This is a genomic window from Sphaerisporangium sp. B11E5, assembly GCF_039871875.1.
Lineage (GTDB): Bacteria > Actinomycetota > Actinomycetes > Streptosporangiales > Streptosporangiaceae > Sphaerisporangium.
The window spans coordinates 1-13,964 of record NZ_JBDPMD010000090.1 but is presented as its reverse complement, the minus strand read 5'-3'; the positions used below and the strand labels follow the sequence as shown (position 1 = coordinate 13,964).

10 protein-coding genes are annotated in these 13,964 nt (G+C 72.6%); 6 read left to right on the top strand and 4 right to left on the bottom strand.

The genetic code is table 11. The annotated features are described in order from the left end of the window. From ABGB17_RS38390 to argH, 6 genes are all read left to right on the top strand, one after another. The coding region (locus ABGB17_RS38390) for an AMP-binding protein (RefSeq protein ID WP_347639238.1) at window positions 1-2,065 on the top strand (2,065 nt) is incomplete at its 5' end. A 90-nt stretch (window positions 2,066-2,155) separates the two neighbouring features. Continuing rightward, window positions 2,156-2,737: an NAD(P)H-dependent oxidoreductase gene (locus ABGB17_RS38385; RefSeq protein ID WP_347639240.1), complete on the top strand. Its 582-nt coding sequence runs from the start codon at window positions 2,156-2,158 to the stop codon at window positions 2,735-2,737. Between the two features lie 407 nt (window positions 2,738-3,144). Then, complete coding sequence (locus ABGB17_RS38380) at window positions 3,145-3,993, top strand: GHMP kinase (protein ID WP_347639236.1); 849 nt, start codon at window positions 3,145-3,147, stop codon at window positions 3,991-3,993. Continuing rightward, window positions 3,971-5,032, top strand: a complete 1,062-nt coding sequence (locus tag ABGB17_RS38375) for a cysteine synthase family protein (RefSeq protein WP_347639234.1) — start codon at window positions 3,971-3,973, stop codon at window positions 5,030-5,032. Before ABGB17_RS38380 ends, ABGB17_RS38375 begins: the two co-directional genes overlap by 23 nt. Then, window positions 5,029-6,264, top strand: a complete 1,236-nt coding sequence (locus ABGB17_RS38370; protein WP_347639232.1) for an ATP-grasp domain-containing protein — start codon at window positions 5,029-5,031, stop codon at window positions 6,262-6,264. The genes ABGB17_RS38375 and ABGB17_RS38370 overlap by 4 nt, the downstream gene beginning before the upstream one ends. 1 nt (window position 6,265) lies before the next feature. Further along, window positions 6,266-7,756 carry an argininosuccinate lyase gene (gene argH / locus ABGB17_RS38365; protein WP_347639231.1) on the top strand — a complete coding sequence of 497 codons (1,491 nt, stop codon included), beginning with the start codon at window positions 6,266-6,268 and terminating at the stop codon, window positions 7,754-7,756. A gap of 16 nt (window positions 7,757-7,772) precedes the next feature. Here the strand turns inward: argH and ABGB17_RS38360 are convergent, their stop codons facing one another. The 4 genes from ABGB17_RS38360 to ABGB17_RS38345 all read right to left on the bottom strand — a co-directional run. Then, the gene (locus ABGB17_RS38360; protein ID WP_347639229.1) at window positions 7,773-9,578 is read right to left on the bottom strand and encodes an ATP-binding cassette domain-containing protein; all 1,806 of its coding nucleotides are present in this window, start codon (window positions 9,576-9,578) and stop codon (window positions 7,773-7,775) included. Window positions 9,579-9,589: 11 nt separating this feature from the next. Then, entirely contained in the window at window positions 9,590-10,603 is a 1,014-nt protein-coding gene (gene sbnB / locus ABGB17_RS38355) for a 2,3-diaminopropionate biosynthesis protein SbnB (RefSeq protein ID WP_347639227.1), read from the bottom strand. A 16-nt stretch (window positions 10,604-10,619) separates the two neighbouring features. Next, complete coding sequence (sbnA, locus tag ABGB17_RS38350) at window positions 10,620-11,615, bottom strand: 2,3-diaminopropionate biosynthesis protein SbnA (protein WP_347639225.1); 996 nt, start codon at window positions 11,613-11,615, stop codon at window positions 10,620-10,622. Between the two features lie 23 nt (window positions 11,616-11,638). Continuing rightward, window positions 11,639-13,964: FkbM family methyltransferase (locus tag ABGB17_RS38345; protein ID WP_347639223.1), on the bottom strand; the 2,326-nt coding region annotated here is incomplete at its 5' end.

Sequence of the window (13,964 nt, the reverse complement as noted above, 5' to 3'; positions counted from 1 at the left end):
CCAACTCCTCACCCAAACCCGCACCACCAACATCAACGCCTACACCCACCAAGACCTCCCCTTCGACCACCTCGTCGAAGCCCTCAACCCCAACCGCTCCCTCGCCCGCCACCCCCTCTTCCAGGTCATGCTCGTCCTGCAGAACGCGGCGACCGCCGACTATCCGGGGGTCGATGTCCAGGACAAGGAGATCTACAACCCGATCTCGCGTTTCGACATGGTCATCGAGGTCAACGAGCGCTTCGGCGACGACGGCGCGGAGCGAGGGCTGGAAGGCTTCGTCCAGTACGCCGGCGACCTCTTCGACCGGGCGACCATGGAGTTCTTCGTCGCCGCGTGGCAACGCCTGCTCACGGCCGCCGCCGCCGACCCGTCGCTGCCCGTGGACCGCTTGCCGGTCCTGGGCGACGCGGACCTGCACGACCTGCTCGTGGCCAGGAACGCGACGGCGGGCCCGGCGGCGGAGACGACGGTGGTGGAGGCGATCAGTGCGCGGGCGCGGAGCCGTCCGGACGCCGTCGCCCTGGTGACCGGCGAGGGGGAGGTCGGCTACGCGGAGCTGGAACGGCGGTCCGGGGCCGTCGCGCTCCTGCTGGAGGACCAGGGCGTGCGGCCCGGTGACGTCGTCGCGGTGTGCGTGTCGTCCCGTTCCGCCCTGGCCGAGACCCTGCTCGGCGTCCTGAAGGCGGGAGCGGCCTGCCTGCCGCTGTCCGACGCCGGGCCGGCCGGCGTGGCGGCCGTCCTGGAGGACGCCCGGCCCGCCCTCGTGGTCTGCGACGCGGGCACACACGACGCCCTGCCCGCCGGGGTGCCGCGTCTCCTGCTGACCGAGGAGGTCATGCGGGGGACGGGCACCCGGCAGGGGGACGGCAGGGGACCGGCCCTCCTGGACGCGGCGTTCGTGACGTACCCCACCGAGGGGTGGCTCCCCCTGCGGGGGACGGTGATCACGCATCGCGGCCTGGCGAACCGTGCCGGGTCCCTCGCCGAGGACCGGACGGCGGAACCGGTCCTCCACCTGCCGGGCCGGCCGGTCACGATCGACGACCACGCCGCCCTGCTGGCGACGTTCGCCCGGGGTGGCCGCGTCCTGCTCGTGGACGGCCATCCCGAGGCCGGCGTGCGCGCCGTGAGCGATCATGGTCATCCGGAGACCAGCGGCGCCTGCGTCGCCGCGCGCCACCCAGGGGAACGGCCCGCCGGCCCCGGAACGCTCACCGCCGGACGGCCGCGCCGCGACACCCAGGTCTTCGTGCTGGACGACGCGCTGCGCCCGGTGCCGTACGGCGTGACCGGCGAGTTGTACGTGGCGGGACACGGGCTCGGCCTCGGCTACCACCGCAGACCGGCGGAGACGGCGGAGAGGTTCGTGGCCTGCCCGTTCGGGCCGTGCGGTGCGCGCATGTTCCGTACCGGGGATCTCGCCAGGTGGACGCGCGAGGGCGACCTGCACGTCGTCGGCCGGGTGGAGGACCGGACCACGATCAGCGGGGTGCGGGTGAACCCGGCGGAGGTCGCGGCGGCCCTGGAGGCGTGCGACCTGGTGTCCCAGGCCTTCGTCACCGCGCGGCACGCCAGGGAGGGCGAGGACGAGCAGGACCGCCTGACGGCCTACGTGGTGCCCGCGGGGACCTCGGCCGGTCCCGAGGCGATCAGGCGCCAGGCGTCCGAGGTGCTGCCCGAGCTGCTCGTGCCGCGGTCGGTGGTGCTGCTGGACACGCTGCCGAGGACCGCCGCGGGTGTGGTCGACAGGGACGCCCTGCCCGCGGCCCCGGCCGGCGGCCGGGCGGGCGGCGGACGGGCACCCGCCGGCGAGCGCGAGAAGATCCTGTGCGATCTCTTCGCGGAGGTGCTCGGCGTTCCAACGGTGAACGCCGACGACAACTTCTTCGACCTCGGCGGGCACTCCCTGATGGCGGTCCGCCTGCTCAACCTGGTGCGCGGCACCATGGGCGTCGAGCTGGACCTGCGCGACATGATGCGGAACCCGACCGTCGCCGGCGTGGCGGAGGCCCTGGACGGAGCGATGCCGACGACCCGGCCCGCGCTGCGCCGGATGCGATGAGCGCCGCGGGAGTCACATGACACGGCCGGGCGCGCCGCGGCGGCCGAGGTCCATCGACGACAGGAGCGAGAGGGTGCAGCCGACGTGGGCATGATCAGGGTGGTGGCGCTGTGCGGAAGCCAATCGGCCGACTCGTCCACGGAGAGGCTGTTGCGGGTCGCCGCGGCCCACGCCGAGTTCCTGGGGGCCCGCGTGGTCTTCTACCGCGGTGAGCAGTTGCGGCTGCCCCTCTACGTCCCGAGGTCCCGCGAACAGGACGCGGCGGCACGCGAACTGCTGGCCGCGGTGGCGGCGGCGGACGGCCTGCTGCTGGGGTCTCCCTCCCATCACGGCTCGTTGTCCGGCCTGCTGAAGAACGCCCTGGACTACCTGGAGGAACTCCGGGACGACCCGAGCCCCTATCTCCACGACAAGGCGGTCGGATGCGTCGCCGTCGGCGCGGGTTCCCAGGGGCCGGTCAACACGCTGCGCGCCCTGCGCGACATCGTGCACTCCCTGCGCGGCTGGCCGACACCGCTCGGCGTGGCGGTGGACGTCTCCAGGGCCCTCGGCCCCGGCACGGCGAACCCGGCCGTCGAACGGCAGCTCGCGCTGGTGGGCCGGCAGGTGGTGGAGTTCGCGTCGGCGCGGCGGGCCGCGCAGGCCTGCCTGGTGGTCCCGAGGCCCGCCTGACCGGGCACGCGAGAGCACTCGGAGAGCGGACCGCCCGCCCTCTAAATGGCTCCTAAAACAGCACTAACAATCGACCGTTTTCGAAGGTAAACGCATCCATTCCGAAGGTCCTTGAAACGGCCGGCTCGGATATGGTGAGGTCGGCGCTTTTTCAAGCGGGCCGGCCGCCCGCAGATGTGTTCGCCGAGAAGTCAGCCGGAAAGTCACGGCGGATGGATTGAGGGGGCAGCTTGAGCAGCCAGCCGGGTACCGGAAACCATTTCGGGCAAGGCGGGGTCTCAGATGACGCGGTTATTCCCGGAGGCACCCTGCTCGCTTCCCCCGACTTCGATCGCACCACCTTCTCCACGGCCCCCCGTGAGGGGCGGGGCACCGCGCGCGGCCATCACGGCGAGCTTCTCCAGGGCGTGTTCGAATGGTCCGGCGGACTGCACCGGGGGCTCGTCACGCTGCCGTGCCCGACGATGAGCACCGAGGTGACCGTCCGGATCACCGAGGGGGCGCCGGCGTGGACGGTGGATCCCCCGTGGAAGACGAAGGCGTTACGCGCCGCGCTGGCCACCGCCGGCATCCTCGGGACGGGCGCCGCCGGGGGGACGGTGTCGGTGCGGAGCAACATCCCGTCCGGCTTCGGCATGGGGTCCTCCACCAGCGATGTCACCGCCACGATCAGAGCGGTGCTGAACGCCTTCGGCCGCGACCTGCCGACGAGCCGGATCGCCCGGATCGCGGTCGAGGCCGAGCGCGCCGCCGACCCCCTGATGTTCGACCGCATGCTGCTGTTCGCCCACCGCGAGGGCATGATCATCGAGGATCTCCACGTGCGCATGCCCCCGATGAAGGTCCTGGGGTTCGTCGCCCGCCCCGACCCGGTCGAGACCCTCGCCTTCACCCCGGCCAGGTACAGCTCCTGGGAGATCGAGTGTTTCCGGGCGCTGCGCGGCCTGTTGCGCCGGGGCGCCCGCGAGGGGTCCGTGCAGGCACTCGGACGGGTGGCCACCGCGAGCGCCCGCCTGAACCAGCGGTTCCTGCGGGTGGACCGGTTCGCGTCGCTGCTCCAGGTGATGGCCGACTCCGGGGCGGCCGGCATCCAGGTGGCGCACAGCGGCAGCGTCGTCGGCCTCGTCTTCGACGCCGCCGACCCCGATCTCGCACGGAAGACCGCGCTGGCCTCGCGAGGGCTTCTCCGGGTCGGCATCTCCCGCACCTGGGAGTTCTGCACCGAGGGAGACGATGAGCACCTTCCGGATCCGTGAGCCTTTCGCGGACGCTGTCGAGTCGGCCGTCCTGCCCCGCCTGATCCGCCTGTCGGGGGGCCTGTACGCCGCCGCCTTCCAGTTGATGAAACTCCTGCCGGCGCAGTTCGTGTTGCGGCGTGCCATGGAACAGGGGCTGCTGACCGAACGCACCACGGTCATCGAGACGACGTCGGGCACCTACGGGCTCGGGCTGGCGATGGTCTGCCGCCGGCTCGGCCTCCCGCTGATCCTGGTGGGCGACCCGGCGATCGAGAGCCCGCTGCGCCGCCGCCTGGAGGACCTCGGCGCCCGGGTGAGCATCGTGAGCGGGCAGGCGGTGCGCACCGGCGGCATCCAGCAGGCACGGCTCGACCGGGTGGAGCGGATCCGCCAACGGCACCCCGACTCGTTCATCCCCGGGCAGTACGACAACCCGATGCACATCAACGCCTACGGCCGGGTCGCCGAGCTGATCACCGAATCGTTCCCGCGCCTGGACGCCCTCGTGTGTCCTGTCGGCTCGGGCAGTTCCTCCACCGGCATCGCCGGGTTCCTGCGCATGGTGTGGCCCGAGCTGATCCTCATCGGCGTCGACACCACCGGCAGCGTCCTGTTCGGGGCGCCGAACGGGCGGCGGCGCCTGCGGGGGCTCGGGAACGGGCTCCTGCCGCAGGTGCTGGACCACTCCCTGTTCGACGAGGTGCACTGGATCCCGGCCAAGGACGCCTTCGCGACCACCCGGCGGCTCCACACCGACCACACCCTCTTCATGGGGCCGACCAGCGGTGCCTCCTATCACGTGGCCCGCTGGTGGGCGGAGCGCAACCCGGGCGCCACGGTGCTCGCCGTGATGCCGGACGAGGGGCACCGCTACCAGCGGACGGTCTACCACGACGCCTGGCTGGGGCGGGAGGGGTTCGCCGGCGACGAGGTCGCCAAGGAGCCGCTCGACATCGCGCACCCCGGTGAGCTCGGACAGGTCTGGAGCCGCTACCCCTGGGGACGGCGCACCCGCGCGCAGGTCGTCGAGGAACGAGCGACGCTGGACGCGCGATGAGCGGGCGGGTCCTCGCCCTCGTGGAGAGCAACACCTCCGGCACCGGCCGGCTCTTCGTCCGCAGGGCACGGGACCTCGGCCTTCGTCCCGTCCTGCTGACCGAGGACCCCTCCCGGTACCGCTTCGGCGGCGACGAACCGGAGATCCTCCGCGCGCCGACCGGCGACGTGGCCGAGGTCGCCGCCGCGTGCCGCGGCCTCGCCGGGACGGCCGGGCCCCTGGCCGGCGTGGGCACGAGCTCGGACTACTACGTGGAGGTCGCCGCGGCCGTCGCCGCCCGCCTGGGACTGCCCGGCGGGGACGCCGCCGCGATCGAGGCCACGCGGGACAAGGAACGGCAGCGGAACCGGCTGCGCGACGGCGGCGTCCCCGTCCCGCGTTTCGCCGCCGTGAGCACCGCGGACGAGGCGGCGGCCGCCGTCGCCGGGATCGGCACGCCGGTCGTGGTCAAGCCCGTCACCGGCAGCGGCAGCCGGGGCGTGCGGCTGTGCGTGTCCGCGGAGGAAGCGGTGCGGTACGCGGACAAGCTCCTCGGCGTGACGGCCGACGAACGCGGGCGGCCGGTGCCCCGGCGCGTCCTCGTCGAGCGGTACGTGCCGGGCGAGGAGTACTCCGTCGAGGTCTTCGGCGAGCTGGCCGTGGGCGTGACCCGCAAGCATCTCGGCTCGCCCCCCACCTTCGTGGAGGTGGGCCACGACCACCCCGCCGACCTCGCGCGCGAGGACGAGGAGGCCCTGTGCGCGGCCGCCCTGGCGGCGGTCTCCCGGCTGGGGCTGTCCTTCGGCCCCGCGCACGCGGAGCTGCGCCTCGGCGCGGACGGACCGGTGATCATCGAGGTGAACCCGCGGCTGGCGGGCGGATGGATCCCGCGCCTCGTGCACGAGGCGACCGGCGTCGACCTGGTCATGGAGACCGTCCGCGCGTTCGCCGGCCGTCCGCCGCGGCGCTCCCCCCGCCCCCCGGCCGTCGCCCGGGCGAGCTCGATCCGCTTCCTCCTGCCGGACCGGGAGGGAGACCTGGTCGCCGTCCACGGCACGGACCGCGCCGCGGCCGTCCCCGGCGTCGTGGAGACCGAGATCTACAAGGAGCCCGGGAGCGTGGTCCGGCTGGAGGGCGACTTCCGCGACCGGATCGGCCACGTCATCACGCGGACCGGCACCGCCTCCTCGGCCGCCGCGGCGGCCGAGGAGGCGCTGGCCAGGCTCGCACCAGAGATACGGACGGGACCCTGAGGTGACGGACACGACCGGGGGAGCGGACACCGGACGCCTGACGACCCCGCTGGACCCCGCGCTCCAGCGCATGCTGCTGGAACCCCACTGGGAACGCACCGCGCCGTGGAAGGCCGAGCTGGAACGGATCACGCGGGTGGACCTGGCCCATGTGGTGATGCTCGCCGAGCGGGGCGTCGTCGGACGCGGGGAGGCCGCGGCGCTGCTGACCGCCATATCCGGCCTGCGCGACCAGGACTTCCGGCCCATCGAGGGACGCCCCGCGCCCCGCGGCCTGTACCTGGCGTACGAGGGGTACCTGATCGGCGTCCTCGGCGAGGAGGTGGGCGGCCTGCTGCACACCGGCCGCTCACGCAACGACCTCAACGCCACGTGCCTGCGGCTCGGCCTGCGCGAGCCCCTGGCCCGGCTGCTGCGCCGCCTGATCCGGCTGGAGCTCGTCCTGGTGAACCGGGCCAGGAGGTACGGCGCGACCGTCATGCCCGCCTACACGCACCACCAGCCCGCCGTCCCCGTCACCTACGGGCACTACCTGACCGGCCTGGCCGGCGCCCTGTCCCGGGAGGTGGACGCGCTCCTGCACGCGGGGGAGGGCCTGGCGTCCTCCCCGCTGGGAGCGGGCGCGGTCGGCGGCACCTCCATCCCCGTCGACGCGGCCAGGACCGCCGAGCTGCTCGGCTTCGACGCCGTCGTCCCCAACTCGATCGACGCGGTCGCCGCACGCGACATGGTCCTGCGGCTGCTGGCCGCCGCGACCACCCTCGGCGTCGTCCTGAGCCGGGCCGCGACCGACCTGCTGCTGTGGTCGTCGGAGGAGCACGGCCTGATCAGGCTCCCCGACGACCTGGTGGGGTCGAGCTCGATGATGCCGCAGAAGCGCAACCCGTTCGTGCTGGAGCACGTGCGCGGCAAGACGTCCGCGGCCCTCGGGGCGTTCGTGGCGGCCGCCGCCGCGATGCGCAACGAGCCGTTCACCAACTCCGTCGCCGTCGGCACCGAAGGCACCAAGCCCGTCTGGGACGCACTGCGGGAAAGCGAAGAGGCCGTCACGATCCTGCTGAAGGTGTTCTCCGGCGCCACGGTGAACGCCGCCGCCATGGAACGCCGCGCCGGAGAAAGCATGATCACCGCGACGGCCGTCGCCGAGGAGATGGTCCGCCGCGGCGTCCCCTTCCGGCGCGCCCACCACGAGGTCGGCCTGGCCGCCCGTCTCGTCCTCGACGGCGCGGCGCCCTCCCTGGCGGACGTGCTACGCGACCGCGGCCACTTCGAGACACCCGGCGACGTGCCCGCCGACCCGGCCAAGGTGTGCGAGGCCGCCGAGTACGGCGGCGGCCCCGGCCCCCGCTCCCGCGCCCGGGCGATCGCCCAGGTCTGCGGACGCGTGACGGCTCACCGCGCACGGCTGCGCGCCTGGACCGAGTCGTGGCGGGAAGCGGAGGCACGCACGACCCGGGCCGTCCACGCCGTCACCGGCACGCCGCCGGCGTAGGCCGGCGCGGGTCGCCTCACAGGCGCCAGCGGAGCCAGCGGGCCGACACGGTCAGGCCGAGCAGGGCCATGCCCGCGAGGACGACCAGATCGGTGGTGAGGGCCAGTCCGAGGTCCCCGGCCATGCTCCTGCGCAGGGCGTCGGCGGCGTAGGTCGGGGGGAGCAGCCATCCCACGGCGCGGAGCGGTGCCGGGAGGGCGTCGGAGGGGATCATGACGGGGGCGATCAGCAGCAGGGCGAAGACGAGGATGTTGGTGACGATCGCGATGACGTCGACCCGGGCGAACAGGCTTCCGATCATCATGCCGAGGGACGCCATGGACAGTGCGGCGAGCGGCAGGACCAGCAGCATGAGGGCGGACGGCGCCAGGTCGAGGTCGTACATCAGCGCGCCCGCCACCATGGGGGTGACCAGGCCCGGGGTGATCAGCAGCAGGCGTGACAACATCAGCGCCGAGATGAAGGACACCTTGCTGATGGGCAGGGAGGCGTAGTAGATGATCGTTCCCTCGGCCTTGAGCATGCCGACCCGCTGGGCCAGGTTGTTCACGTTCTCGGTGGCGAGGGCGAAGACGGTGGCTCCGCTGATGATGTAGAGCAGGCTCTCCCGGTCCGTCAGACCTGTCCCGATCTTCGTCATGCCGAACACCATGGCGAGCGGCATGACGACCCCGAACAGCGCGGTCCACGCCCATGTGGTCCTGGCGCCCATCATCTGCTCCAGCCACAGCTGGCTCAGCTCCCGTCCCCGCCGCCGGACCGCGGTGCGGACGAGGGACCAGGAGGGACGGCCGCCGCCGGCCGCGCCGAAGGGGCGGCGCGCGGGGGGCGGCGCGGGGGCCGGCCGCCGGGTGGCGTCAGGGGCGGCCGGTGCCGCCTCCAACTGGAGGTAGGCCTCCTCCAGGGTGGGCTTGGCCACGCGGAAGTCGTCCACCCGCTTCAGATGGATGTCGGACACCACCACGTCCATCAGATCGCCGACGCGATCCGGCTCCGCGTGGATGACGTACCCGCCCTCCTGGCCGGTGGCGGTCATCGTGCCGAAGGACGACAGGCGCCGCGCCTCGGCGGGGGTGAGCGCCTGGCCGTCCTTCATGCGCAGGTCCAGGCGGATCTGCAGACCCAGATGTTCCTTGAGCTCGCCGGGTGTGCCCTCGGCGACGATCCGGCCCCCGTTCATCACGGCCACGCGGTGGACCGCGCGTTCCGCCTCGTGCACGTTGTGGGTGACGAGCAGCACGGTGGTGCCGTCCGCCTCGTTGCGGCGCCGCAGCGCGTCCCAGACCATGCGGCGGCTGCGCGGGTCCAGCTCGTTGGTCGGCTCGTCCAGGACCAGCAGCCGCGGCCGGCCGATGAGCGCCATGCCGAGGTTGACCAGGCGCAGCAGGCCGCCGCTCAACCGGTGCACGTACCGGTCGGCGTACGCGCCGAGCTCCAGCTCGTCGAGGAGGTCGTCGGTCTGCCGCCGCGCGGCCTCGTGGGACAGCCCGCGCAGCCGGCCCGTGTAGGAGAGCGCCCGGCGCACCTCGATGAGCCGCATCGCGAGCCCCGTCTGCGGGAGGAACCCGGCGATGTGCTTGACCGCCTCCGGGCGCCGTACGACGTCCACGTCGGCCACGCGGATCGACCCCGACGACGGCGTGAGCAACCCCAGGATCTGCATGACCATGGTCGTCTTGCCCGCGCCGTTCGCGCCGAGCAGGCCGAAGATCTGCCCGGGCGCGACGGTGAGGTCTATCCCGGCGTTGGCGTGCACCAGAGTGCCGCCCTTGCTCTTGTAGGTGCGGGTGAGGCCGCTGATCTCGATGAGTGCCTGGTCCATGGCCGGCCCGGCTAGGCCACGGGGAAGAAGCCGTGGACCGGGCTTCCTCCGCCGCGCTCGATCGTCCGGTCGTAGACCCACTTCCCGACGGCCAGGTCGAGCACGCCCAGCCCGAACGGCGAGAAGACCGCGGCCCGGCCCGGGTCCCGGGCGAGCCGGCCCTCCATCACGTCGGCGAGCGTGCCGTCGACGAAGCCGCGGTGCCCGAGCCGCTGCTCGGTCAGGTGCAGCGACGTGCGTTCCCGCATCACATGGTCCACGTCGTCGGTCACGTTCTGGGCCACGGCGATCACGGACGGGTCCAGGTCCCGCAGCGAGACGTGCAGCACGGTCGGCGCGTGGCGCAGGATCGCGGGATCGTCCAGGTGGGGCGTGCCCGCCACCGTCGCGAGCACGACCAGGTCGCACGAGTCGAACACCTCGCGGGCGTCGCCGGCGACCTCGACGTCCGGCATGTCGCTCTCCCGCAGCGAACGGGCGAACCGCCCGGCGGCCTTCTCGTCGACGTCGAACAGCCGGAACCCCCCGATCTTCCACCCGAGTTCGAGCAGGAAACGCCGGATGTGGTCGGCGATCAGGCCCGTGCCGATGAAACCGGCCCGCTCGGCGTGCCTGGCGCCGATCAGCTCCTGCGCCCCGAGGACGGCGGACGCGGCCGTACGGGTGGCGGAGATGACCGAGGACTCCAGGCAGGCGTACGGGAACCCGGTGCCGGTGTCGTTGAGGACGAGAACGGCCGACGCCCGCGCCAGACCGTGGCGGACGTTCTCCGGCCAGCTCGCGATCCACTTCACGCCCGAGACGTCGAAGCGGCCCCCGAGGTAGGCGGGCAGGGCGATGACGCGTTCCCGTTCCCGGCCGGGAAGCCGCAGGAACGCGCTGTGCGGCAGGGACGAGTCCCCGCGGGCGTGCGTCAGGTAGGCGTCGCGCACCGCCTCCACGCACGCGTCCCGGTTCCCGTCGATCAGCTCGGCGATCTCGGTGCCCCGCACGACGAGGAAGGAGTCGGGGGGAGCGAAGGGCATGTTCACGCTTCTCCAATCACACCGGTGCCGGTGAGGAGATCAGGACGTTGTCGGCCCGCTCGGGGTAGGTCTCGGCGACCCACTGGGGGTTGTAGACGGTGTCGGCGTAGGCGTTGCCGCGGTCGGCGCACAGGAACACGACACGGGGCCGCGGCCCGCGGTAGTCGGCGAAGTGGCGCCGGATCGCGGCGTAGACGCTGCCGCTCGACCCGCCCGCGAAGATCCCGTGCCGGCGCCAGAGCAGATTGCAGCCGGCGATGCTCTCGGCCTCGGAGACGACCATGACGTCGTCGATGAGCGCCCGCTCCAGCAGGGGAGGCACGATGCTGGACCCGATCCCGGGGATGCGCCGCCTGCCCGGCGCCCCGCCGAAGATGACCGAGCCCGCGACGTCCACGGCGATCACCCGCAGGTACGGGTACGCCTCCTTGAGCCGCCGGGACAGGCCGGCGATGGTCCCGCCCGTCCCCACGCCGACGAAGAGATAGTCGACCCGGTCCAGCGTGTCGCACAGCTCGGCCCCGGTCAGGCGGTAGTGCGCGTCCGCCCCGTCCACGTTGGCGTACTGGTTCGGCCAGTAGCAGTCCGCCAGTTCCGCGCGCAACTGCTGCACACGCCTGAGGCGTGACTTGAGGTACCCGCCGGTGTCGTCGAGGTCGTGCACCTTGTCCACACGGGTGCTGATCGTCCGCAGGAAGTTCTCCGTCGGCCTGTTCACGTTGGGGTCGATCACCGGGACGAAACGCAGGCCCAGCGAAGCGCAGAAGGACGCCAGCGCGATGGCGAAGTTGCCGGAGGAGGACTCCACGAGAACGGAGTTCTCCGTCACCTGGTCGCGCAGGATCGCCTGACGCAGGATCCACAGGGCCGACCGGTCCTTCGCGCTTCCGGAGAAGTTGCTGAACTCCAGCTTCGCGAAGAGGTCGAGCCGCTCGTCGTGCAACGGCATCAAGGGCGTGGGCGGCATCGACGCGGACAGCGACCTCACCCGCTGTTTCAGTCCTGAACTCATCCGTGTCCGTTCCTGGCTCGGCATCAGGCCAGCTTCCTGGCGAGGACCGCGCCGATCTCGGCGACGGCCGGGTGGTCCAGCATGTCGTTGTGCTCACCCGGCACCGGGTGGCGTTCCACACGTCCCGCGACGTAGGGCTCCCAGCCGCGGCAGGGGTCGTGGTGCCCGGGGCCCGTCCGCTCGGCGGAGAAGAAAAGGACGTCACCGGTGAAGACCTCGGGGCGGGACTCCCGGACGATCCCGCGGGTGTTGACCGCGGCGTCCAGGAACGCCCCGAACACCCAGTCGCCGACGACGTGCTCCCAGCCCCCGTGTTCCTCCCGCAGGAGCGCGAGCACACGCTCCCTGTCGCAGGCCTGGCCGTCGTCACGTCCGAGGAACTCGACGATCCGGCGCAGGACCTGTTCCTCGTCGTCGTCGCCCCGCCCGCGGTGCCACTCGGGGACGTAGGAATCGAGCAGCGCGAGGAAGCTGACCTCCTCGCCCTGGCGCTGCAGCGCCGTGGCCACGGCATGGGCGACGTTCCCGCCGGAGGACCAGCCCAGCAGGCGATACGGCCCGCTCGGGGCGACCGACCTGATCCGGGCGGCGTAGTCGAGCGCCATCTCCTCCAGGGAGCGGGGCATCAGGTCCGGTTCCAGGATCCCCCGCGCCTGGAGGCCGTACACCGGGACGTCCTCGGGGATGTACTCGGTGAGCCGGCGGTACACCCAGCTCAGGCCGTACAGCTCGTGGACGCAGAAGAGCGGGGCCGCGGTGCCCCGCGCCCTGATGGGCAGCAGGACGGCGGCGTCGTCCCTGCCGGCTCCCTCACCGATCCGGCCGGCGAGCGAGGCGACCGTCGGGCACTCGAACAGCACCCTGATGCCGAGGTCGCCGCCGAGCTCGGCCCGGATCCTGCTCATCAGGCGGATCGCGAGCAGCGACTGGCCGCCGAGCTCGAAGAAGTCGTCGTCGACCCCCACCTCGGGCACGCCGAGGATCTCGGCGTACAACCGGCACAGCACCTCCTCGCGGCGGTCCCCCGGCGGCCTGCGCGGCCCCCGGTCCGTGCGCCCCGGGGCGGGCAGCGCACGGCGGTCCAGCTTCCCGTTGGGGGTCAGCGGCAGCGCGTCCAGCACGACCAGCGCGTCGGGCACCATGGAAAGCGGCAGCCGTTCCCGCAGGTGAGCGCGCACGTCCTCGGCCAGGAGCGCCGGGTCGGACCAGTGCGCGGCGGGTGCCTCGGGGGTGCCGGTCCCGCGTGGCTCCCGCACGGCGTAGAGCGTCACCAGCCGGGTCCGGTCCAACTGGGAGGTGCTGTGCTCAGTGACGTGGAAGCCCTTGCCGCGCAGGAGGGAGGTGATCTCGCGCACGCGGTCCCCGATGTCGTGCACCTCGGCGACGATCTGGCCGATGATCGGCCAGTGCTCGTCCTCGATGCCGTCCAGGATGTCCTTCTCGCTCTTCTCGGCGTCGATCTTCAGCAGGTCGATCCGTTCGACGCCCTCCTCGCGGATCGTCCGGGACAGCGTGCGCACCCGGCAGGACACGACCTCCCGCCGCATCCGCTCGGTCACCAGCTCGTCGAACAGGGCCCGCTCGTCCTGTGCGCCCGGCGCCGTGATCCCGTCCCACGCCTGCTCGGTGTACGTCGTGACCACGGCCCGGTCCTGGTCCTCGTTCGCGTAGCGCCCGGAGAGGATGGAGAGCTGCGGATAGTGGACGAACTCCACCGTCCCCTCCGCGTCCGACAGGCCGACGGGGTGCAGCCGCGCGTTGACGCCGTGCAGCTCGGTGTTGAGGCCGAGCACGCGGAACAGGTCCGGGATGGGCTCGAAGGAGTGCACGACCCCCTTGGGTGCCCTGGCCGCGGCGTACAACGTGAACATCCCGATGTGCGCGCCGACGTCGAACACGCACGCGTCCTCGGGGATGGTGACGCCGTGCCGGAGGTACTCCTCGTTCGCCCAGATCTCCTCGTACAGGAACTCGGTCTCCGCCCGGTTGCGGTAGAAGACCCGTGTGCCGTTCGGGAACGTCATGCGGGGCACTCCCTCGGCGCGCCCGGACCTCTCCAGCGCCAGCAGCGTCCGCACCGGGGCCGCCGTCGTCCGGCTGGGGACGAGGTAGCCGATGAGACGTTGTTCCCCACGCGCGTCGGTGTCGGCGACGACGGCGGCGTCACCCAGGCCGTCGTGGGAGAGCATCGCGCTCTCGATCTCCCCGGGCTCGACGCGCATGCCCCGGAGTTTGACCTGGTGGTCGACGCGGCCGAGGAAGTCGAGTGTTCCGTCGGGGAGTCGGCGTGCGAGGTCTCCGGTGCGGTAGAGGCGGGTGCCGGGGGTGCCGTGGGGGTCGGCGGTGAAG